Source organism: Rhizobium sp. USDA 3886 (assembly GCF_056279785.1).
Genome location: NZ_JBWCDC010000003.1, coordinates 1,305,987 through 1,326,056 on the forward strand (window position 1 = coordinate 1,305,987; position 20,070 = coordinate 1,326,056).

The 20,070-nt window shown below is 61.1% G+C and carries 23 protein-coding genes, 1 pseudogene and 1 riboswitch; of the genes and pseudogenes, 9 read left to right on the plus strand and 15 right to left on the minus strand.

The genetic code is table 11. From position 1 onward, the window contains the following. Positions 1-34 precede the first annotated feature (34 nt). Complete coding sequence (locus ACZ9BX_RS29160) at positions 35-916, plus strand: sugar phosphate isomerase/epimerase family protein (protein ID WP_476221692.1); 882 nt, start codon at positions 35-37, stop codon at positions 914-916. Continuing rightward, positions 913-1,713, plus strand: coding sequence for an HpcH/HpaI aldolase family protein (locus ACZ9BX_RS29165; RefSeq protein ID WP_476221693.1), 801 nt, complete (start codon positions 913-915; stop codon positions 1,711-1,713). The genes ACZ9BX_RS29160 and ACZ9BX_RS29165 overlap by 4 nt, the downstream gene beginning before the upstream one ends. Here the strand turns inward: ACZ9BX_RS29165 and ACZ9BX_RS29170 are convergent. The 5 genes from ACZ9BX_RS29170 to ACZ9BX_RS29190 all read right to left on the minus strand — a co-directional run bounded on the left by ACZ9BX_RS29170 (position 1,710) and on the right by ACZ9BX_RS29190 (position 5,898). Then, positions 1,710-2,390 (minus strand): spermidine synthase, encoded by a 681-nt coding sequence (locus tag ACZ9BX_RS29170; protein WP_476223076.1) that lies wholly within the window; start codon positions 2,388-2,390, stop codon positions 1,710-1,712. The two genes, ACZ9BX_RS29165 and ACZ9BX_RS29170, sit on opposite strands and share 4 nt — an antisense overlap. A 101-nt stretch (positions 2,391-2,491) precedes the next feature. After that, the gene (locus ACZ9BX_RS29175) at positions 2,492-2,791 is read right to left on the minus strand and encodes a hypothetical protein (RefSeq protein WP_476221695.1); all 300 of its coding nucleotides are present in this window, start codon (positions 2,789-2,791) and stop codon (positions 2,492-2,494) included. A gap of 112 nt (positions 2,792-2,903) precedes the next feature. After that, positions 2,904-3,545, minus strand: coding sequence for a ThuA domain-containing protein (locus tag ACZ9BX_RS29180; RefSeq protein WP_476221696.1), 642 nt, complete (start codon positions 3,543-3,545; stop codon positions 2,904-2,906). Positions 3,546-3,563: 18 nt separating this feature from the next. Then, entirely contained in the window at positions 3,564-4,664 is a 1,101-nt protein-coding gene (locus ACZ9BX_RS29185; RefSeq protein ID WP_476221698.1) for a Gfo/Idh/MocA family protein, read from the minus strand. A gap of 34 nt (positions 4,665-4,698) precedes the next feature. Further along, entirely contained in the window at positions 4,699-5,898 is a 1,200-nt protein-coding gene (locus ACZ9BX_RS29190; RefSeq protein WP_476221700.1) for an ROK family protein, read from the minus strand. Between the two features lie 207 nt (positions 5,899-6,105). Here ACZ9BX_RS29190 and ACZ9BX_RS29195 point away from each other — a divergent pair, with 207 nt between their 5' ends. The 3 genes from ACZ9BX_RS29195 to ACZ9BX_RS29205 all read left to right on the plus strand — a co-directional run bounded on the left by ACZ9BX_RS29195 (position 6,106) and on the right by ACZ9BX_RS29205 (position 9,268). Beyond that, positions 6,106-7,413, plus strand: a complete 1,308-nt coding sequence (locus ACZ9BX_RS29195) for an ABC transporter substrate-binding protein (RefSeq protein WP_476221701.1) — start codon at positions 6,106-6,108, stop codon at positions 7,411-7,413. Positions 7,414-7,488: 75 nt separating this feature from the next. Next, on the plus strand, positions 7,489-8,427 hold the full coding sequence (locus ACZ9BX_RS29200; RefSeq protein ID WP_476221703.1) for a carbohydrate ABC transporter permease: 939 nt from the start codon (positions 7,489-7,491) through the stop codon (positions 8,425-8,427). After that, the gene (locus ACZ9BX_RS29205; protein WP_476221704.1) at positions 8,420-9,268 is read left to right on the plus strand and encodes a carbohydrate ABC transporter permease; all 849 of its coding nucleotides are present in this window, start codon (positions 8,420-8,422) and stop codon (positions 9,266-9,268) included. The genes ACZ9BX_RS29200 and ACZ9BX_RS29205 overlap by 8 nt, the downstream gene beginning before the upstream one ends. 13 nt (positions 9,269-9,281) lie before the next feature. On the opposite strand, the gene thiD is transcribed toward ACZ9BX_RS29205, so the two are convergent. The 3 genes from thiD to thiM are packed head-to-tail and all read right to left on the minus strand — an operon-like array spanning position 9,282 to position 11,514. After that, positions 9,282-10,082 carry a bifunctional hydroxymethylpyrimidine kinase/phosphomethylpyrimidine kinase gene (gene thiD / locus ACZ9BX_RS29210; protein WP_476221706.1) on the minus strand — a complete coding sequence of 267 codons (801 nt, stop codon included), beginning with the start codon at positions 10,080-10,082 and terminating at the stop codon, positions 9,282-9,284. Continuing rightward, on the minus strand, positions 10,079-10,714 hold the full coding sequence (thiE, locus tag ACZ9BX_RS29215) for a thiamine phosphate synthase (RefSeq protein WP_476221707.1): 636 nt from the start codon (positions 10,712-10,714) through the stop codon (positions 10,079-10,081). Before thiE ends, thiD begins: the two co-directional genes overlap by 4 nt. After that, positions 10,711-11,514, minus strand: coding sequence for a hydroxyethylthiazole kinase (gene thiM / locus ACZ9BX_RS29220; protein WP_476221709.1), 804 nt, complete (start codon positions 11,512-11,514; stop codon positions 10,711-10,713). The genes thiE and thiM overlap by 4 nt, the downstream gene beginning before the upstream one ends. A 51-nt stretch (positions 11,515-11,565) precedes the next feature. Further along, positions 11,566-11,662, minus strand: a riboswitch (TPP riboswitch). Positions 11,663-12,024: 362 nt separating this feature from the next. Here thiM and ACZ9BX_RS29225 point away from each other — a divergent pair. The 3 genes and pseudogenes from ACZ9BX_RS29225 to ACZ9BX_RS29235 all read left to right on the plus strand — a co-directional run. Beyond that, positions 12,025-12,342 carry a hypothetical protein gene (locus tag ACZ9BX_RS29225; RefSeq protein ID WP_476221711.1) on the plus strand — a complete coding sequence of 106 codons (318 nt, stop codon included), beginning with the start codon at positions 12,025-12,027 and terminating at the stop codon, positions 12,340-12,342. 177 nt (positions 12,343-12,519) lie between these two features. Next, the gene (locus ACZ9BX_RS29230) at positions 12,520-13,455 is read left to right on the plus strand and encodes a hypothetical protein (RefSeq protein ID WP_476223077.1); all 936 of its coding nucleotides are present in this window, start codon (positions 12,520-12,522) and stop codon (positions 13,453-13,455) included. Between the two features lie 64 nt (positions 13,456-13,519). Beyond that, a pseudogene (locus ACZ9BX_RS29235) lies at positions 13,520-13,800 on the plus strand (hypothetical protein); the annotation flags it as partial. A gap of 106 nt (positions 13,801-13,906) precedes the next feature. On the opposite strand, the gene ACZ9BX_RS29240 reads toward ACZ9BX_RS29235, so the two are convergent. Further along, positions 13,907-14,233, minus strand: coding sequence for a hypothetical protein (locus ACZ9BX_RS29240; protein WP_476221712.1), 327 nt, complete (start codon positions 14,231-14,233; stop codon positions 13,907-13,909). 209 nt (positions 14,234-14,442) lie between these two features. Here ACZ9BX_RS29240 and ACZ9BX_RS29245 point away from each other — a divergent pair, with 209 nt between their 5' ends. After that, positions 14,443-15,648, plus strand: a complete 1,206-nt coding sequence (locus ACZ9BX_RS29245; protein ID WP_476221713.1) for an MFS transporter — start codon at positions 14,443-14,445, stop codon at positions 15,646-15,648. Positions 15,649-15,668: 20 nt separating this feature from the next. Here the strand turns inward: ACZ9BX_RS29245 and dhaK are convergent, their stop codons facing one another. The 6 genes from dhaK to dhaL are packed head-to-tail and all read right to left on the minus strand — an operon-like array spanning position 15,669 to position 20,067. After that, positions 15,669-16,664, minus strand: coding sequence for a dihydroxyacetone kinase subunit DhaK (gene dhaK, locus ACZ9BX_RS29250; RefSeq protein WP_476221715.1), 996 nt, complete (start codon positions 16,662-16,664; stop codon positions 15,669-15,671). Between the two features lie 58 nt (positions 16,665-16,722). Then, entirely contained in the window at positions 16,723-17,133 is a 411-nt protein-coding gene (locus ACZ9BX_RS29255; protein WP_027510928.1) for a hypothetical protein, read from the minus strand. A gap of 1 nt (position 17,134) precedes the next feature. Beyond that, complete coding sequence (locus ACZ9BX_RS29260; RefSeq protein ID WP_132563289.1) at positions 17,135-18,730, minus strand: putative PEP-binding protein; 1,596 nt, start codon at positions 18,728-18,730, stop codon at positions 17,135-17,137. Continuing rightward, on the minus strand, positions 18,714-19,058 hold the full coding sequence (locus tag ACZ9BX_RS29265) for an HPr family phosphocarrier protein (RefSeq protein WP_027510926.1): 345 nt from the start codon (positions 19,056-19,058) through the stop codon (positions 18,714-18,716). Before ACZ9BX_RS29265 ends, ACZ9BX_RS29260 begins: the two co-directional genes overlap by 17 nt. Further along, the gene (gene dhaM, locus ACZ9BX_RS29270; protein WP_027510925.1) at positions 19,058-19,456 is read right to left on the minus strand and encodes a dihydroxyacetone kinase phosphoryl donor subunit DhaM; all 399 of its coding nucleotides are present in this window, start codon (positions 19,454-19,456) and stop codon (positions 19,058-19,060) included. The genes ACZ9BX_RS29265 and dhaM overlap by 1 nt, the downstream gene beginning before the upstream one ends. Further along, positions 19,453-20,067, minus strand: coding sequence for a dihydroxyacetone kinase subunit DhaL (gene dhaL, locus ACZ9BX_RS29275; protein WP_027510924.1), 615 nt, complete (start codon positions 20,065-20,067; stop codon positions 19,453-19,455). The genes dhaM and dhaL overlap by 4 nt, the downstream gene beginning before the upstream one ends. Positions 20,068-20,070 lie beyond the last annotated feature (3 nt).

The following is a 20,070-nucleotide window of genomic DNA, read 5'->3' on the forward strand; positions in this document are numbered from 1 at the left end:
TGCCTAGGATGCATGGTAGTCGAGGAGGAGACTGATGGCGCAGGTTTTGCCGAATGGCCGTTTTGCCGTTTCCACATGGTCGCTGCATCGCCTGCTTGGAGCGGTTTATCCCTACAGTCCCGATCCGGAAAAAAGTTCGGGGCGCAAGGAGCCCTACGGCCCCGGTGCGGCCTGTCTGATCGAGCTGCCAAGGCAGCTTGCCGAGCGCGGCATTCACCGGATCGAGGTTTGCTCCTTTCATCTGCCGAGCCTCGAGAGGGGCTATCTCGCTGACCTCGGCCGTGCGATGGAGGCATCGGGCGTATTCTGTCAGACGCTCCTGCTGGAAGACGGCGATCCCAGTCATCGAGATAACGCCGAACGCGATGCCGCATGGATGGCCGGCTGGATCGAAAGGGCGGTTTCGCTCGGCGCGCAGAACATGCGCGTGATTGCCGGCAAGCAGCCGCCCACCGAGGAAAATCTCAGCCGGGCGCTGAAGCATCTGAGGTGGCTGGCCGACGAAGCGGAGGGCAGCGGCGTTCGCATCGTTGTCGAAAACTGGTTCGATCTTCTGCCTTCGCCTGAGCAGATGAACTGGCTGCTGGACGGGTTGGAGGGCAAAGTCGGGCTCAACGGCGATCTCGGCAATTGGGCTGCGCCTGAAAAATATGCAGGCCTTGCCGATATCATGCGCCGCGCGGAGCTTTGTCATGCGAAAGCGGATTACAATGCCTCCGGTCTGGATGCAGCCGACTATAGCAGGTGCCTGGAAGCCTGCAGCGATGCGGCTTATGCCGGGCCGTTCACGCTGATTTACGACTCACCGTTTTTCCGGGATGAGTGGGAAGGCATTTTATTGCAGAAGAGTTTCATCGAGGAATTTCAAGAGACCAAAACACGCGCTCGCCTGAGCGGTGAACGGAGAATGGCATGACGGAAACATCGGCAATCGACAGCTTTGCGGACAGGATCAGGACGGGCGGGCACGGCGGCCTGGTTTCCGCCTGGGTCGGCATACCCGAACCGATGGTCGTCCACCATCTGACACAGGAAGACTTCGATGCCGTCGTTCTCGACATGCAGCACGGCATGTGGGACATGGCTTCGGCGTCGAATGCCGTTGCCCAATGCCGTTCCTCCGGAAAGCCGGCGATTGCGCGCATTCCGGTCGGCGATTTCGCTTCGGCTTCACGTCTGCTGGACGCCGGCTGCACCGGCATCATCGCGCCAATGGTGAATTCGGTCGCGGATGCAAAGGCTTTGGTCAGGTTCACCAAGTACCCACCGCTCGGTGAGCGCAGCTGGGGTCCAACGCTGGCACTTAACCATATGAAGCTTTCGGGCGATGACTATCTTCGCACGGCCAACCGGCTGACGCTGACAATCGCCATGGTGGAGACACGGGCAGCACTCGATGCGGTTGACGGCATCCTCGGTGTTGAAGGCATCGACGGCATTTTCGTTGGGCCTTCCGATCTGTCGATCGCGCTTTCAAAGGGCGAAAAGCTCGCGCCGGATACCGATGACATCGACAAGGAGCTGTCGCACATTGTCGCGCGGTGCGGTGCGCACAAGAAGTTCGTCTGCGCCTTCGGCAGTGATGGCAAACGTGCCGGCGGTTTGCTGAAGCTCGGTTGCGATCTTGTTGTTGCGAGCGCGGATACGACGCAACTGCGTGCCGGCGCTGCTAGTGCGATTGCCGCGGCGCGGACGTTTGCTGTCAGTGGTTAGGCAAGTTGCTTGACAGCGAGCCAGATGACGTGCCGCGCGCCGCCGCGTTTGCCGTTGGCGCGTATGTTGACGGCGTCCGGGGAAAAGCCGGCGTCGCGCAGCCTGCGGGTGAAGCTCGGATCGGGGCTTGAGGACCAGACCGCGAGAATGCCCCCGGGATGCAGCGCGTTGCGGGACGCGCGCAGGCCGTTGAAATCATAGAGCCGGTCATTGGATTTCCGGGTCAGCCCCTCGGGACCGTTGTCGACGTCGAGCAGGATTGCGTCGAAGCTTGCTCTGGCGGAGCGGATCGCTTCACCGACATCGTCTTGATGGATTAAGACCCGGGGGTCGTCGAGGCATCCCTTGAAAACCTCAGCCATGGGGCCGCGTGCCCAGGCAACCACGGCTGGAACGAGCTCTGCGACGACCACTTCGGCATCCGCCGGCAGGACCGCGAGCGCGGCACGCAGCGTGAAGCCCATGCCGAGGCCGCCGATGAGAACCTTCGGACGTTTGTGGTCTTTGATCCGCTCGTAGGAAAGCGTTGCCAGCGCTTCTTCGGATCCGCTGAGGCGGCTGTTCATCAGCTCGTTCGACCCGAGCATGATGGAGAATTCGCTGCCGCGCTGCTTCAGGCGCAATTCTCCCCCTTCCCCGGGGATGATCGTGGAATCGAGCTGTATCCAAGGTAGCATCTGCGGCGAAGCCTCACGGAAATTCTTGGTCTCCCCTAACATGAAACGCATGCCGGCGAGATATAAATTGACGTGACGGCTCTGCTGCCGCCGCTGTTTTCCTATTGCCGGCACGCTTGGCCGTAGCGGCTTGTCTTGGCCGCGGAGCCACGCTTCGGCGGCGGGCAGCGATTGATCTCGGTCGTGCCGGCGTCGCGCGGTATGATGACATCGACGCTGCCGGTCTCGACCGGATCAAGCGGAATGACGAAAGCATTCGTCGTTGCGCTCTCTGGCGAAGTGCCGAGCGGAGGCGTACCGTCAATGCGTCCGGTATAGTCTGTACCCATATTGGATTGCGCCAACACGGGACCGGCTATGCCGAGAAAGACAATCGAAGTCACCGCGATCATCGTGCGCATGATCAAATTCCTTTCGAGCTGATCAACGCGGCAACAACGGCGAAGACGGCCATTTGTTCCGGGGCTGTTCGATCATTTCATCGGGAGCGCTTCGCCTTGAAATCCAGCGGGTTCAGCGTGCTGCCCAGTTGGCGCCGCGGCGGAAGATCGACTTCATCTGCGGCACGCTGAATTCCTTGGCCTGATGGCCGAGCGAGGAATAGAAAACGCGGCCCTTGCCGTATCTCCGCTTCCAGACGACAGGCATCACTACGCCATCGATCCAGTAGGCGTGATTGCCGGTGAACGTCGTCGTCGCCAACACCTCGTTCGACGGGTCGACATGCATATAATATTGCTCGGACGTGTAGGGAAAATCGGCAATCCCCTCCATCACCGGGTCGTCCGGCCGCGTGATGTTCACCTTGTAGTCGATGATATTGCCGGGATGGGCGACCCATTGGCCGCCGATGATGAACTGATACTCGACGCATTCGCGGAAGCTGTCGCCCGCACCGCCGTGATAGCCGGCGATGCCGACCCCATTTTCGATCGCAGCGGCGAGATTCTTGATCTCCTCCTTCTCGATCTTCGACATGGTGACAATCGGCACGACGAGGCTCAGATCATGCACCGACGGATCGGCGAAGGCCTCGGTGCTGTGCTCGACATAGACCTTGAAACCATCCTCTTCGAGCATGTCCTTGATGATGGCCGCGCATTCCTGCGGTTCGTGGCCGCTCCAGCCGCCCCAGACGATCAGTGCTTCACGCATGTTCTTTCCTCCTGAATATTACTTGCCCAACCGTCCATCGATAAGGGAGTCCGACAGCGGCGCCGGGCGCTCCGTCTCGGTGGTGATTGTCACCGTACGGCCCGTTTCGGAGGCGGTGTGAAACGCTTCCATGACTTCAAGAACGTGGAGCGCGAGGCTGCCGTTCGCGCGGTGCGGCCGGCTTGAACGGATGGCGTGCGCGAGATCGGCAACCCCGAGCGAGCGGTAGTTGCCGTCCGCGTAAGGCGCCGTCAGTTCCTGCGACTCAAAGCTGCCGCCCTTTTTCAGGAACTGGACCTCGCCGCCGAAATGATTCGGGTCGGGAACGATCAGCGTGCCTTCCGTGCCATAAAGTTCAAGCGGCACATGCTTGTGTCCTGCAACGTCGAAACTCATGCCGATCTGCACGACAGCACCGTTGGCAAAGGCCATGATGCCGGCGACGTGGGTCGGCACGTGCACGGGAATGCGCTCGCCGTTGCGCGGCTCGCTGGTGATGACGCGCTCCTTGCGCGGCGAAGTCGCAAAACCCGCGACCTGCGCCACCGGTCCGAAGAGATTGACAAGGTCTGTGATGTAATAGGGCCCCATATCGAGCATCGGCCCGCCGCCCACGTCGTAATAGAAGGCCGGGTTCGGGTGCCATCGCTCATGGCCGGGGCACATGAAAGTGGCCGTGCCGCCAACAGGCTGGCCGATCACGCCCTGGTCGATCAGGGTTCTAGCCGTCTGGTGCCCGCCGCCGAGGAAGGTATCGGGCGCTGCACCGATGCGAAGATTCTTCGATCTTGCAGCATCTGCCAGTTTTTTCCCCTCCGCGAAATTAATTCCGAGGGGTTTTTCCGAGTAGGTGTGTTTTCCTGCGTCGAGCGCTTGCAGGCCGACCGACACATGCGCCTTCGGCACCGTTAGGTTGACGATGATTTCGACCTCCGGGTCGGCAAAGAGCGCGTCGACGTTCTTTGCCGGAAGGTCGAATTCGGCGGCTTTCGCCTCTGCCAGCGATTGGTTGAGATCGGCGAGACCGCGGATGTCGAGGATCGGGAACGAGGCCATGGCCTTGAGGTATGCGCCCGAAATATTGCCGCATCCGATGATGCCGATGCCGACTTTCTCCATGAATTCCTCCCAATCGATTTTTGAGCTTCAGCGTTCAAAGTGCCGGCCCTGTCGTGCTCCATGGCGACTCGTAGAGTTCGTAAAGGGCAACGGCCGCCGCACCCTGCGCCCAGAAGTCGTCCGTGGAGTCGTCGAAGACGAGTTCGGTGACGCCTTTGAGCGAAGGCGGGATCGCCAGCGCATAGGCATCGCGCAGACTGTTTAAAAACGGCTCGCCGAGCGCCAGGCTGGAACCGACGAGGATGACGCGCGGCGGGGCAAAGAGGGTGACGATGTTGGCGATCGTCAGCCCGACGGCCTCGCCGGCGCGGACGGCAGCACCGATCAGAACATTGTCCTCCGCCTTGATCAGCGCCTGGGCGTGGTTCATGCCGCGGCCGAGACGGATTGCTTCTGCAAAACGCCCGTCGGCCTGCTGTTCGCCAAGGATCGCGCTTTCACCTGCCTGGCTCGACAGCCGCACGGTTCCCTGCGGGGCCATGCCGAGCACAAGGTCGCCGAGATTGTGGCTGAGGCCGCCAGCACCGCGGAAGAGCCGATTGCCATGCAGCACGCCGAGCCCGAGCGTCTGTTCTAGCGAAATCAGCACCATATCTTCGAGATCCCGCGCCTTGCCGAACCAATGATGGGCAAGCGTGATTGCATGCGCGTCGCTCTCGATGATGGTCGGCGTGCCAAGCCGCGCTGTCATCTCGGAGGCAAAATCGACATTCGTGTCGCGAAAGATGGGACTGCTGCGAACGTGGCCGGTGCGATGTTCGATGACGCCTGGAAGGCCGAGGCAGACGGTATCGACATCTTCCAGCGACAAGCCGGCATCGACGACGCAGCGGCGCACGCCGTCCTCCACCAGATCGGCGATGACTGTGATCGGCTGCCGGTCGATACGGATCGGCAGCGTGAGCTTCGACAGTACGTCACCGCGGAAATCGGTGACGACGAAAACGAGCCGGTTGGCGGCAATCTTCGCGCCGACCACGCGCGCGGCATCAGGGTTTAACTCGAGCATGACGCGGGGACGGCCGCGCGCCGCCTCGTTGCGTATGTCGCCTTCGTGACGCGGCAGAATGAGCCCGTCATCGAGCAGCGAGGCGGTAATTGCCGATACAGTGGTGGTCGAAAGTTCGGTGCGTTCGCTGATCTCCACGCGCGCGATCGGTCCGTGGCGGCGGATCGTGTCCAGCACGTTCAAGCGATTGATCGCGCGCATCAATTCTGGATCTGCGGTCTTCATGGAAACTAGCCGGGCAATCGCCGCTTCAGGGCCGACGGCCCCGAATATTTTTGACGGGATACGAATAAATAACAGACAGGTTACCGTCTCTGTCAAGCAGATTTGGCAAAAATTCGAGCCATTGGGTTGACATCGGGCAAAGCTCCGGTGAATTAATCCGCATAGGGGAAAAATTGGTGAGGACATTGGCCCCTTGGGAGGAACATCATGACATATATGCAAAAGGGTATCGCTCTTCGCGGCAAGCGCATCGCATTTGTGGCAGCGGCTGCGGGAATCTCCGTAATGCTCGGCGCCGGGGCGGCCTCGGCAAAGACCGTGGTGAAGTGGCTGCATCTGGAGCTCGATCCGAAATTTGTGGCGAAGTGGGAAGAGATCGTCAAGAAATACGAGGAGCAGCACGCGGACGTCGATGTCCAGATGCAGTTTTTGGAAAACGAAGCCTTCAAGGCCAAGCTGCCGACGCTTCTTCAGTCCGATGACGTTCCGGATTTTTTCTACAGCTGGGGCGGCGGCGTCCTCAAGCAGCAGTCCGAGACCGGCGCGCTCCAGGATGTGACGGCCGCACTCGAAGCCGATGGCGGCAAGCTGCGCAACCAATATACTCCGGCCTCGGTCAATGGCCTTACCTTCGATGGCAAGGCCTGGGCTGTGCCTTACAAAGTCGGCCTTGTCAGCTTCTTCTATAACAAGGAGCTCTTCGCCAAGGGGGGTGTAAAGGCCGAGGACATCAAGAGCTGGGACAATTTCCTCGAGGCCGTGAAGAAGCTCAAGGATGCCGGCATTGTTCCGATTGCCGGTGGCGGCGGGGAGAAGTGGCCTATCCACTTTTACTGGAGCTATCTGGTGATGCGTGAAGGCGGACAGAAGGTCTTCGATGCAGCCAAGAAAGGCGAGGGCGAAGGCTTCCTGGATCCGGCCATCATCAAAGCTGGTGACGACCTTGCAGCCCTCGGCAAGCTCGAGCCCTTCCAGCCCGGCTATCTTGGCGTCACCTGGCCGCAGGCGCTCGGCGTCTTCGGCGATGGCAAGGCTGCCATGATCCTCGGCTTCGAAAATACAGAGGCGAACCAGCGCAAAAACGCCGGCGATGGCAAGGGCCTGGCACCGGAAAACATTGGCCGCTTTGCCTTCCCGGCTGTGGAAGGCGGGGCAGGCAAGGTCACCGACACGCTGGGCGGCCTTAACGGCTGGGTGGTCACGAAGAAGGCATCCAAGGAGGCGCTCGACTTCCTCGCCTATCTGACCAATGCCGATAACGAGCGCGACATGGCCAAGGCCGCAATGCTGCTGCCAGTTGCCGTCGGCGCAGATGACGGCGTCACGAACCCGCTGCTCGCCGAATCTGCAAAACAGTTGGCGGGTTCGACCTGGCACCAGAACTACTTTGACCAGGATCTGGGCGCCGCCGTCGGTCGCGTTGTCAACGACGTCTCCGTCGAAATCGTGTCCGGCCAGATGACTTCGCAGGACGGCGCGCAGCAAATCCAGGACGCTTTCGAACTGGAGCAGTAGGCGCGCTCCTATATTCCTTCCTTGCGCCTCTCAGGGGTGCCGGGATCGGACACGACGAATGCGAAGGCAGGACAGATGGCAAATATTTCCATTTCATCCGGGATTAGGACGGCAAGACCGGCCAAAAATCTTGCGCGGAACCGCAGTTCCGTTGCGCATGACCGCTGGGCAGTCCTTCTTCTCTTTCTGCCGCCAGCTTTGCTGCTTTTTACGCTCTTCGTCATCATGCCGATGGGGGCGGCGGCCTGGTACAGCCTCTACAAATGGAATGGCTACGGGACACCAACGGAATTTATCGCGCTCCGCAACTTCCAGGTCCTGTTCCGGAATGGGGCCTTCACGCAGGCGCTTGTCAACAACGGCCTCATCATCCTGATATCGATCGCCATCCAGGTCCCGCTGGCGATCTGGCTGTCAACGATGCTGGCCCATCGCATTCCGGGCGTCGTTACCTTCCGCTTGATCTTTTTTCTGCCTTACGTGCTTGCCGACGTCGCGGCCGGCCTCATCTGGCGCTTCGTCTATGACGGCGACTACGGGCTCTTTGCCGCAATCTCGAATTTCTTTGGTTTGGCGACGCCGTACGTCCTCGCCGACAAGGATCTCGCCATCTATGCGGTGCTTGCCGTTATCGTTTGGAAGTATTTCGGCTTCCATATGATGCTCTTCATCGCCGGCCTCCAATCGGTCGACAAAAGCGTGCTCGAAGCTGCCGAAATCGATGGCGCGACGGGATGGCAGAAGTTCCGTTATGTGACGCTGCCGCTGCTTGGATCCACGCTACGCCTTTCCATCTTCTTCGCGGTCATCGGTTCGCTGCAGCTATTCGACATGATCATGCCGCTGACGGGTGGTGGACCGTCGAACTCGACGCAGACGATGGTGACCTTCCTCTACACATACGGCGTCATGCGCATGCAGGTCGGTCTCGGCAGCGCCGTCGGCGTCGTGCTTTTTATCATCTGCATGACGCTCGCCTTCGGCTACAAAAGGATCTTCATGCGCAATGATTGATACGAGCTCCACCATTCGCATGCCGCTGCAGACGCGGGTCTATCTCTATGTGTCCTTGACGCTGATTGCCGCATTGGTTCTGATCCCGTTGCTGACGACGGCGCTCGGCGGCTTCAAGACTTTAGGCGATCTGCGCACCAATCCTTTCGGACTGCCTGCGGCATGGCAATGGTCGAACTACGCCGATATTCTCTTCGGCGAGCGATACTGGCTGCAGATCTTCAATTCTCTGGTGATTGCCGCGCTGACGGTCTCCCTCACGCTGATCGTCTCATCGATGGCAGCCTTTGCCTTCGCGCATGTCCGCTTCTTTGGCTCTTCGTTCCTGCTGAACTATTTCCTGCTTGGCCTGATGTTTCCGGCAGCAACGGCGATCCTGCCGCTCTTCATCCGCATCCGCGATCTCGGCCTGCTCGATACCTATTGGGGCGTGGTGCTGCCGCAGGTCGCCTTCGGCCTCGGCATGAGCATCCTGCTTTTCAGGAATTATTTTCGCAACCTCCCGGAAGAATTGTTCCAGGCGGCCTTTGTCGACGGCTGCGGCTATCTGCGCTTCTTCTGGTATATCTCGCTGCCGCTGTCGCGGCCGATCGTTGCGACCGTCAGCATCATCTCCTTTGTCGGCAGCTGGAACAGCTACATCCTGCCGCTGATTATGTTGAATTCGGAATCGAAATATCCGTGGCCACTCGGAATCATGGTCTATCGCGGGGAGTTCGGCACCGAATGGCAGCTGGTGCTCGCCTTCATCACGCTCACCATCCTGCCGACGGTCATCGTTTTCTTCGTCGCGCAGAAGCATATCATCGCCGGTCTGACGGCTGGCGCCGTGAAAACCTGACGGGCGCCGCGGATCACCGCCAGAGCTGATGAAAATGCTGGACCGGCCCGTGGCCCGAGCCGACGCAGAGCGTGCCGGCTGCAGCGACGGCTTGGGCTAAATAATCCTTGGCGATGGCGGCCGCGGTTTCAGGCGGCACGCCCTTTGCCAGTTCGGCGGCAAGCGCGCTTGAAAGGGTGCAGCCGGTGCCATGCGTGTTCTTGGTCGGAACGCGCGGCGCTTCGAACCAGGTGATCCCGCTTTTGCTTACAAGTACATCCGGGCTTTGCGTTCCGGCAAGATGACCGCCCTTCACGAGAACGGCAGAGGGGCCGAGTGCGCGCAGTTTTTCCGCCTGCTGTTCCATAGCGTCGCGGTTCGCTGCGGCCGGCTCTCCGAGCAGGGCGGCCGCTTCCGGCAGATTGGGGGTCAGAAGCGTTGCGAGCGGCAAAAGCCGGGTCTTGAGAATGTCGATGGCTTCAACATCGAGGAGCGCGGCACCTCCCTTGGCAATCATCACCGGATCGAGCACGATCGGGATGCGGCGATGCGGCAAAAGCGCGTTAGCGACAGCTTCGGCAATCGGCGCATTGGCGATCATGCCAATCTTTACCGCATCGACGCGGATGTCGGCGAACACCATGCGGATCTGCTCGGCCACGAAGTCAGGCGGCACGGCATGGACGCCGGAAACGCCTTGGGTGTTCTGGGCCGTCAGGGCCGTCACAACGGCCATGCCGTAGGTGCCGCGTGCCGAGAAGGTCTTCAGATCGGCCTGGATGCCCGCGCCGCCCGAAGGGTCGGACCCGGCGATGGAAAGAACGTTGTAGATCATGCGCGTGCCCTTCGGATTGCGCGAGTGATGTCGGCGGCAGCTTGCCGCGGATCGGGTGTGCCGCAGATGGCGGAAACGACCGCAAGCCCCTTGGCGCCTGCGGCAAGGACGTCCGCTGCATGCTTTGCCTTGAGACCGCCGATTGCGACCGCCGGTACGGGGCAGGCTTTCGCCAGCCTTGACAATCCATCAATGCCGATCGGAGGCTTGTGATCCGGCTTCGTCGATGTGGCAAAGACGGGTCCGATGCCGGCATAGTCGACCACCGCCCGATCGACGGCCGCTGCCAATTCCTCGGTCTCCACCGAAAGTCCGAGGATCATCGACCGTCCGATCCGTTCGCGTGCGGTGCGGGTGGCCAGATCGTCCTGACCGATATGCAACCCGTCCGCATCGACCGCTATAGCCGCCTCGACGTCGTCGTTGACGATCAGAAGGGCGCCGGTTCCGGCAAGCGCGGTTTTCAGCGCACGGCCGGTCTCGATCAGGCTTGCCGTACCGGCCTGCTTATTGCGCAGTTGCACGATCGTCGTTCCGCCTGAAACGGCGGCGCGGGCCGTCGCGACCATGCCGGTTCCTGCACACAGGTCCGGGTCGAGAACGAGGTAGAGGGAAAGATCGAAGCGCTTCATACCGGCGTCACCCTCGCCGCTGCATCGAGCGTCGTGCCGTCAAGCCCAGCAAGTGCGTCAAGGAAGCGCCATGAAAAGGAACCGGGGCCGTCTGCGAGCGCAGCTGCCTTTTCACCTGCGACGGCAAAGCTCGCCAGTGCCGCGACGGTGGCATCGAAAGGCTCCTCAGGCGCTATTGCGGCAAAGGCACCGACGAGGCAGGTGAGCGCGCAACCAAGCGCCGTCACCTGGGGCATCAGCGGTGATCCGCCCACAATGCGCACGGCGTTTGCGCCATCGGTGACGAAATCGACCGCGCCGGTGACGGCGACCACAGCGCCATATTGAATAGCGACGTCGCGTGCCGTCTCTTCCGCCTGCTCGACGGTGTCGCGGCTGTCGACGCCCTGGCCGCGGCTTTCGGCTCCGCCAAGCGCGATGATTTCCGATGCGTTGCCGCGAATGATTGTGGGATTGAGATCGATCAGCCCAGCCACTGTTTCGCGCCGGAAACCGCTCGCATAATGGGCGACCGGATCGAGAACCCAAGGCTTGCCGTTTCTTGCCGCCGATCTGGCTGCATCGTGCATGCCCTTCACCCAGCTCGCCGAAAGCGTGCCGATATTGATCGTCAGCGCGCCGGCGATTGCGGCGAACTCGCCGGCCTCTTCTTCGGCATGGACCATGGCGGGCGAGGCGCCTGCGGCAAGCAGGACATTGGCGGCGATATTCATCGCGACATAATTGGTGATGCAATGAACGAGCGGCGGCGTTGCGCGCATTGCCGTGACCAGTCTTCCTGGCGAATTTTGTTTCGGCATTTTGCCCCTTTCCGGCGGGGCAGAGACGCCGGGAGCCAGGCACAGCAAGACCGAAGGCTCCGAGCGACTCCCTCCGCCAGCATTATCCGGTTCAGGTTCGAAGGGTACTTCTCAGCCCGTCTCGCAACGAACGCCCCTGTCTCTCATTGTGATCTTCTTCGCAGACAAACGCCGATCTGTCACCCTGAAAAAAGTGCATGGCTGGCTTGTGACCGCAGCTGGCCAGAGATTGGAAGACTGCTGGCGCGTTGGCAAGCAGCGAGGTGATCGCGATGCCGCGGCCAGGCGGTACTCGGCACGCAGAGGAGAAACCAGGCAACAGAAAGATAGTCGACGGGCGGGATGAACAACCGCAGTTGTCCTGGACCTTGTTTGGGGCAGGTTGAGTCCTGCCACCATTGGACGTCGAGAGGCTGCGATGGGAAACTCGGGCCTTCTCGTTGACCGAAAAGGCAAACTTCACCATTATGACGACGCTGAATCAGGGATGACCCCTGCAAGAACGAGCCGATGCGCCTGTTGATCAACGTCTTTGTCGCGACCATGATGCTGCTGGGTTCGCTTGCCTCGCCCTGCATCGCCGCGCCAGTCGATCGCGCCCGCGCCGACCAGGTCATCGTCGGTGTCCCTTCGACCTCCGATGGACACCATCGCGGTGACGGCCGATCTGTTTCGGGAATGCACTGTCAGCAGGACGGCATCGTCGCACAGGCTCCCGATCTCCTTTATTCGCAGCCGGACGCCGTCGCGTTTGGCGTTATCGCTGCCATTGCCTTTGCGGGCGTTCTCGAACCTGTCGAGCAGCGCCCCCCGATTGCCTCCGTCTGATTTCCGTTCGCTCGAATCCAGACAAGAAGGAAGGGCATGACTCTCAGCATGTCGATATTTATAAGCCACAACAGTGAGTTAAATACGTTTTTTAATGTTCAGCATCAAATAAACCGGGGCCGGCGATACCTTCGCGGGTTGGCGCTTGCCGTCGTCGCGGTGGCCCTCAGCGGCTGCATGCAGTCGCTCGACGGTCTCGGCGAGCCGTCGCACGACGTACCGCCGAAGCTGCTGGCCAGCATGCGGGCCAAAGGCATGAAGCCGGAAAGTCCAGTCCTCGTGCGCATCTTCAAGATGGAAAGCGAACTGGAGGTCTGGAAAGTCGACGGCAGCGGCAAATACGCGTTGCTCAAGGTCTATCCGATGTGCCGTTGGTCGGGCAAGCTTGGCCCCAAGACGAAGACCGGAGACCGACAGGCGCCCGAGGGTTTCTACCGCGTCTCGATGGGAGGTCTTAATCCAAAATCGCAATTCTATCTCTCCTTCAACCTCGGCTATCCGAACCGTCTGGAAGCCGCACTCGGTTATTCCGGCGAGGCCCTGATGGTACATGGCGCCTGCTCGTCGTCGGGCTGCTTTGCGCTGACCGACCAGGGAGTGGGGGAAATTTACGCCGTGGTCGAGAAGGCCTTGAAAGGCGGGCAGCAAGCGCTCCAGGTCCAGGCCTATCCATTTCGCATGACGCCGAAGAACCTGGCAGCACATCGCGACGACCCGAATTTCGCCTTCTGGAAGAACCTCAAGGAAGGCTACGACATCTTCGAAGTTCGGCGACGCGAGCCGAGGGTCGCCGCCTGTAGCAGGAAGTACGTCTTCGACGCCGAATTCAAGGACGGCGATCCTGGCGATCCGCTCGCGGCATGCCCGGAGCGCATCGATCCATCCGATCCGGCGGTCGTGGCCAAATCGTCCGCCGACGATCGGAAATACCGGGAACTGGCCGCCAAAAGCTTCACGCCGCTCGCCTATCAGGATGGCGGCATGCACTCAAGCTTCCGCACGCTCCTCAAGGAAAACGGCGACGTCAAGTTCGCGGAGAAGGTCTCCGTCATCAAGTATCCGATAAGTCGCCCGGTGGCGGCGCTGGCCGATCCGTTCGACGGAAGCAAGTGACGAATCCTGTCGGGATCGTGGAGGCTGGCGCGTTCCACGACGCACGTGAAAGCCAGGACGCGCCATGCGAATGACACTTGCGGCGATCGGGATGGCGTTTGCCACGGCCGTCCACGCCCATGAAGCGCCGTCGGGCTTCCTGAGAGCCGTTCTGTTGCAACGGAGACGGTGACAGCGGCGATTGCAGAGGATTTCGTCCAACGCCGTTCGCCCCGGGCGACGCGCAGACACGTTTTCCTTATCCGACAGCCACAGACAAGGGAGTCGCCCGACGGCGCCTATCACCTCTGCCTGCTTTCCAACGAAGATACGGTGCGACGCTTCTATGCGCCGCCACTGGGGTTCCAAGGCAGAGAAGAACGTCGAACCAGGCGGGGAATGGCGGCTCATGCGCGGCCGCTCGCGGTGGGTGATGTCTGCGCCACCCGTATCGGGTCATTCCGCGCGGCTTTTACACCGACAGCGCCGTCGTCACGAGCAATACGACGAGGCCGCCGGCGGCATGGATGACGAGCGGGCGCCGAAGATCGAGAAGGTCATTGTTCGGCATGGTCGGCTGAAGCGACGCCATTGCCACATAGACTATTCCCTCCATCTGCAACAGCAGGAACACCATGGCAGTGATGGCCGGCAGGAATTTCGCCAGGACCCGGTAATGTCGAAACCGGCCCCATGCCGTTCCCAGTGCGTGGACGAGTCCGGAAAGAAACGAGGCTAGGACCAGAGGGACTATGACAACGCGCGCGAGCACCTCCATCGGGACATAGGTGCTCAGCACCAGGGCATCTCTGCGTCGGGCTCAAGCGCCCGCCGTATTGCGCCGGGACGATGGCGATCGATTACCCGCCGGAATCAAAACGCCGGATCTTGCCAAAAAAATTCAACCCCATGTCGATCTTGGGCCTGCCAGAACGTCCTAGGTCGGTGAGGCGCTGCGGCGCCAGAAGCCATTCGCGGCGTCACGTGAGATCATGGGAGATAATGGACATGAGCTTTTCTTACCGTTGGGTCATCGTCGGTGCTGGCGCATTGATGACCTGTGTCGCCATTGGCGCGATGTTTTCGCTGGCAATCTTCCTGGAACCGATGGCGACGACGACCCATTGGTCTCGCGCCGGCATATCGAGCGCCATGACGCTCAATTTTCTCGTCATGGGCGTCGGAGGCTTTGCATGGGGTGCGGCAACCGACCGTTTCGGCCCGCGCATCGTCGTGCTGACCGGCGCAGGGCTCCTGGGGTTTGCTCTCGTCCTGGCAAGCCAGACGGAGTCGCTGCTTGCATTTCAATTGACTTACGGTGTTCTCGTCGGCCTTGCCGCCAGCGCCTTCTTCGCTCCGATGATCGCGACCACCACCGCCTGGTTCGAAACGAACCGCAGCCTTGCGGTTTCCTTGGTCTCCGCCGGCATGGGAGTGGCGCCGATGACGATCTCGCCTTTCGCACGCTGGCTGATCTCGGCCTATGACTGGCGGACAGCCATGTTCGTCATCGGCATTGTGGCCTGGGCGCTGCTTGTGCCGGCGGCCCTGCTGATCCGCCGTTCGCCGGCTCCCGCTAACCCTGCCGATGCAAGCCCGGGTCTGATCGCCGAGGGTGAGGGGATGTCGATCAAGCAAGCGTTCCGCTCGCCGCAGCTCCTTGTCCTCGGACTGACATTCTTCGCCTGCTGCGCGGCGCATGCGGGACCGATCTTTCACATGGTGAGCTATGCGATGGTGTGCGGCGTGGCGCCGATGGCTGCCGTCAGCATCTACAGCGTCGAAGGCCTGGCTGGGCTGGGCGGCCGCGTTCTCTTCGGTGTGCTCGGCGACAGACTTGGCGTCAAACCTGTGCTGGTCGCCGGGCTGATGGTCCAGGCGCTTGCGATCGCGACCTATCTCGTCGTCAGCCAGCTTAGCGAGTTTTATGCGCTCGCCGTCATTTTCGGTGGCGCCTATGGCGGCGTGATGCCGCTCTATGCGGTGCTGGCCCGGGAGTATTTCGGACCGCGCATCATCGGCACGGTGTTTGGCGCGGTGACCATGCTCTCAAGCATCGGCATGGCGTTCGGCCCGCTCGCAGGCGGCTGGGTTTTCGATACATTCGCCAACTATTCCTGGCTCTTCATCGGCTCAGCCGTCGTGGGTCTCGGCGCTGTGGCGATAGCGCTTGCCTTCCCGCCGCTGCCGCGCGCGCGGCTTCAGCAGGCATAGGTCGTATCCGGCAGCCTCCTTTACGGCGACCAACGCAGCGCCGCCGTTACCACCGGTGCGTCCCACAAAGCTATCTCCTCGTCGGTCAGCAACGCCAGCGTGACCGACAGGCCTTGCATGTCGAGCGAGGTGACATAGGTGCCAACCAGCGCGCGTTCGATGTGGACCATCCGCTCTTCCATGAAGCGGTGAGCGGCATAGTAGGCAAGGTAAAGTTCGGCCGGCGGCGTGGCGCCAAGGCCGTTGACGAAGAGCAGGGCCTTCGTATCCGGCTGTATGGAGATGTCTGCGGAGATTGTCTCGCAGAGATGGCGGATTATGGCCTCGGCTGAGGAGAAGCGCTCTCTCGAATGGCCCGGTTCCCCGTGGATGCCGATGCCCATTTCCATTTCGTCGGCGTTCAATGAAAATGTCGGCCGCTGGTTCTGCGGCATCGTGACCCCACCGAGCGCCACGCCCATTGTCCGGATACGGCCATTCAACCGGTCACCGATCCGCTTTAGCTCCCCAAGTTCCAGGCCCTGTTCTGCGGCTGCACCGACGATTTTCTCGACGACCAGCGTGCCCGCGACACCGCGGCGTCCACGGCCTTCGCCGGTCCTTGCCGTCTCGATATCGTCGCTGACGACGACAGTCTCGATCCTGTGCCGATCAGCGGCCATTTCCATCGCCATCTCGAAATTCATGACGTCGCCGTCGTAGTTCTTGATGATGAGCAGGCATCCGGCGCCCGTGTCCGCCTCCTCGATGGCGCTCGCGATCTGGTCCGGCGTCGGTGAGGTGAAAATGTGCCCGAAACAGGCAGCGTCCAGCATTCCCTTGCCGACGAAGCCGATATGCATCGGCTCGTGACCGGCGCCCCCGCCGGAGATGAGCGCGACCTTGCCCGGCGTGAGGTGGCGACGGCGAATGCATTTCCGCCCAGTGCCGAACACGACGAACGCCTCATGGGCGCGGACGAAACCTTCCATGCTTTCGGCAACCATGGTTTCCGCGGTGTTCATGAACTTCTTCATCGAGCCCTCCCCAAGGCGATATAGATTGCGGCTCTCAACTGATCCCGTGAACCTCCGATCAATCCGCGCCTCCGGAAAGCGCGGCAATTTTTTGCACGAGGTCGGAAATGGCCTCCTCCAGGAGGCGGTTCTTCCTCTCGTCCCCGAAATCCGGAACCATGAGGGAAAGTTGCCGCAACTTGTCAGCATGGCCAAGCTCTGGAAGTTTTCCCGGATGCGCCGTTTGATAGGCGTCCAGAAAACGTTCCTGCTCGGCAGCGCTAACGTGGCAAACCCGAAAAATCGTCGCCAGGTGCCGGGCCGGCAGCGGTGTGGCGTAGGTCGGGCTTGTAATCTGCGTGACGAAGCTGCGGTGCTTTCCAAGCTCGGTCGCAAGCCGCTGGCGCGTTCCGGAAGGCCGGTTGTCGATGATCTGCGCCAGGATGGACTTGTAAGCGATAATGGCGTCTTCGGTGTCGTCGCGCGCCATTTTAGTCTCCGACTGCCTTTGTTCCATCGGCTCTCAATCCGACGATTGCTGATCTTATCGCGCGAAGTTGTTCGGGCGCCACGGAAAAATGCCGCAAACCGATCGCGAGCAGTCCCGGAAGCCGTTGCGGATCGCTTGCGATACTTCCGCAGATGCTGACCGGCTTGCCTACCTGTGTTGCAAGCCGCATTGCGCCTTTAAGAAAACGCAGCACGGCCGGTGCGGCTGGGTGGAGGTACATCTGCGAGCCCGCGCGATCACGGGCGGAAGCGGTGAGATACTGCGTGAGGTCGTTGGTTCCAAAGGAGAAAAAATCAGCCGTTTCAAACGTGTCCAGCATCAGTGCGGCTATCGGTACTTCCACCATCATGCCGATTGGGGGAACGAGGTGAGATATGCCGCGGCTGGTGAGGCGCGCGGCCTCTTCATGAAATAATCGGCGCATTTCGTCGACTTCCGACGGAAAGGTCACCATGGGCAACATGACGCGCAGATTGCCGTAAACTGCAGCACGCAGCAGGGCGCGTGCCTGCACGCGGGCAATTTCCGGGCGAGCGAGCAAGAGGCGGACACCCCGCAGATCCGTCGCCGCTGGTGGATCATCGAGCCCGGTAAGCGGCTTGTCTCCGCCGATATCCAGCATACGGATTGTCACCGGCCGGTCCTCCGCCCATTTCAGGACGCGATGATAGACGGCAAGCTGTTTTTCTTCGTTTGCCGCGTCAGCGACGGACGAAACCGCAAATTCAGACCGCATCAATCCAATGCCTGCTGCCGTTGCCGGGTCAACCGCGTCCAGCTCTGCTGCATCGTTGATATTGATGGACAGCACGACCCGAGTGTCATCGGCTGTGCATATTTCGCCATTGTCGCAAGGGCATTGACCGGCGGGCGTCAAAATCGTTCGGTGCGAAACGCGTGCGGCATCGCCGGCATGGATGACGACTGCGCCGGCATCGGCATCGACCCGGATAGGGTCGCCTTCCGAAACCGCGAAACGCCCTGCGCCGACGACCATCGGGATCGATTTCGCTCGTGCGAGCAGCGCGACATGGCCGGCGGCGCTGCCATTGAAGAGAGCGATGCCGCCGCCCGCCGACCAGTCATGCGCTAGAAAGCGGCTCGGTTCCATGTCTCTGCCGACGAAGATCGAGCCAGCGGGGAAATCAGCAACCGGCGTTCCAGCCAACGCGCAGAGCACGCGGTTCTTGATGTCCAGGATATCGACAGCGCGGGCCTGCACCTGCTCCTCGTCTGCTGTCTCCAATTCGCCGATGTAGTCGTCGAGCGTGCCCACCCATGCAAAGATCGAATTTTCTCCGGCATTCATGCGCGCTTCGGTCGTCTCCACTATGGTCGGGTCTCGGAGGACTTCGATCTGGAAATCGATGATGTCCCGGCTTTCGGCATCGGATTTCCCGGCAAGGCCTTCAAGCTCGCGGATCGACGTCTCGATGGCATCCATCAACGCCTGGTAGCCCGGAGTGATCTGCCGTTGAGATGAAGGGGCGACACCCGGCAGCTCGGCCAGATAGGCCGGTCCGTGCGCGACCCCGGGAGAGGCGCTTGTTGCTCTCAGCCTATCCGTTTCGGCCATATTTCTTGTCCTCATCGAAATTGCGTTCGACGAGTTCCTTCAATGCCTTGATTGCTTCGTCTGCCAGAATTCCGTCGGCTTTTATGCGCAGAACCGATCCTTTCCGGATTCTGGCACCCATTATCTTGATGATGCTTTTGCCGTTCAGCCAGACATCACTGCCGTTGACTGCAACTTCGATCGAACACGGGAACGATTTTGCAAGCCGGGTGAACGTCACGGCCGGGCGCGCGTGCAGCCCCACGCCATGCCTGACCTCGACGTCCGTCTGACAGCTGACATGCAATGGCTTGGCCTTTATGGTTTCTATTTGCAGTTCGCGGCTCATCAGGGTGAAAGCTCCTCGGCTGTGGCGACGACCTTCGCCAGCGATGCTCCGCCGGAGGCTTCCGCCGCAGCGATAACTGCGCCTTCGACCAATGGAGCGTTGCAGATCGCAACGCGTGCCGAGCGCGGCGGGCCGAGCATCTCGATCGCCATCTCGCTGTTCGTTTCCGCCCCGCCGAGGTCGACGAAGACGGCAACACCTGCAGCGGACCAGGCAGCCTCGATTGCCCGCAGTATGCCGCCGGCGTCGGTGCCGAGCTCTCCGCGCACGTTGCCTCCGGACCAGGCGAGCGGCACGCAGTCGCCCACCATCTGCCGCACCATGTCGGCAATGCCTCGAGCGATCAGCGGCGAGTGGGAAACGATCACGATCCCGACATTTGCGGTATTTCCACTCATTGCGGATGGTTCTCCCCGAGATAGCGGCAGATGGCCGTGGTCAAGAGCGCGCAGCTTGACGCACCCGGATCCACATGGCCGATCGAGCGATCGCCGAGATACGACGCGCGGCCGCGCATGGCCTTCATGGCGGCGGTCAGGTTGGCGGAAAACTCGGCCTGCTGGGCGATGTCGTTCAACGACGAACACTTCTGAAGCGCATCCTGGACCGGATAGAGCACGTCGAGCAACGTCTTGTCGCCCGCATGGGAACGTCCGCGTCTTGCAACCGCGTCAATCGCCTTTTTCAATACGATCGGGAAATCCTCGGTCCTGTCCCGAGCACGCAGCTCCCGGCCGATTTCGATCAACAGCGTGCCATAGAGAGGACCTGCAGCACCGCCGACATTCATCACCAAGGTCATGCCAATCCTCTCCACGGCATCGGGAAAGGGAAGGCCGGTAAGCGCCGCCGCTTCTGCGCTTACCGCCTCCCATCCACGTTGCATATTGATGCCGTGGTCTCCATCGCCGATCGCGCAATCCAGCGCGCAAAGATGATCGGTATTTGCCGCGATGGCCGAGCGGCAAGCTTCGATCAATCCCGCAACAAGCACCGGTTCTGCCTGCACCTC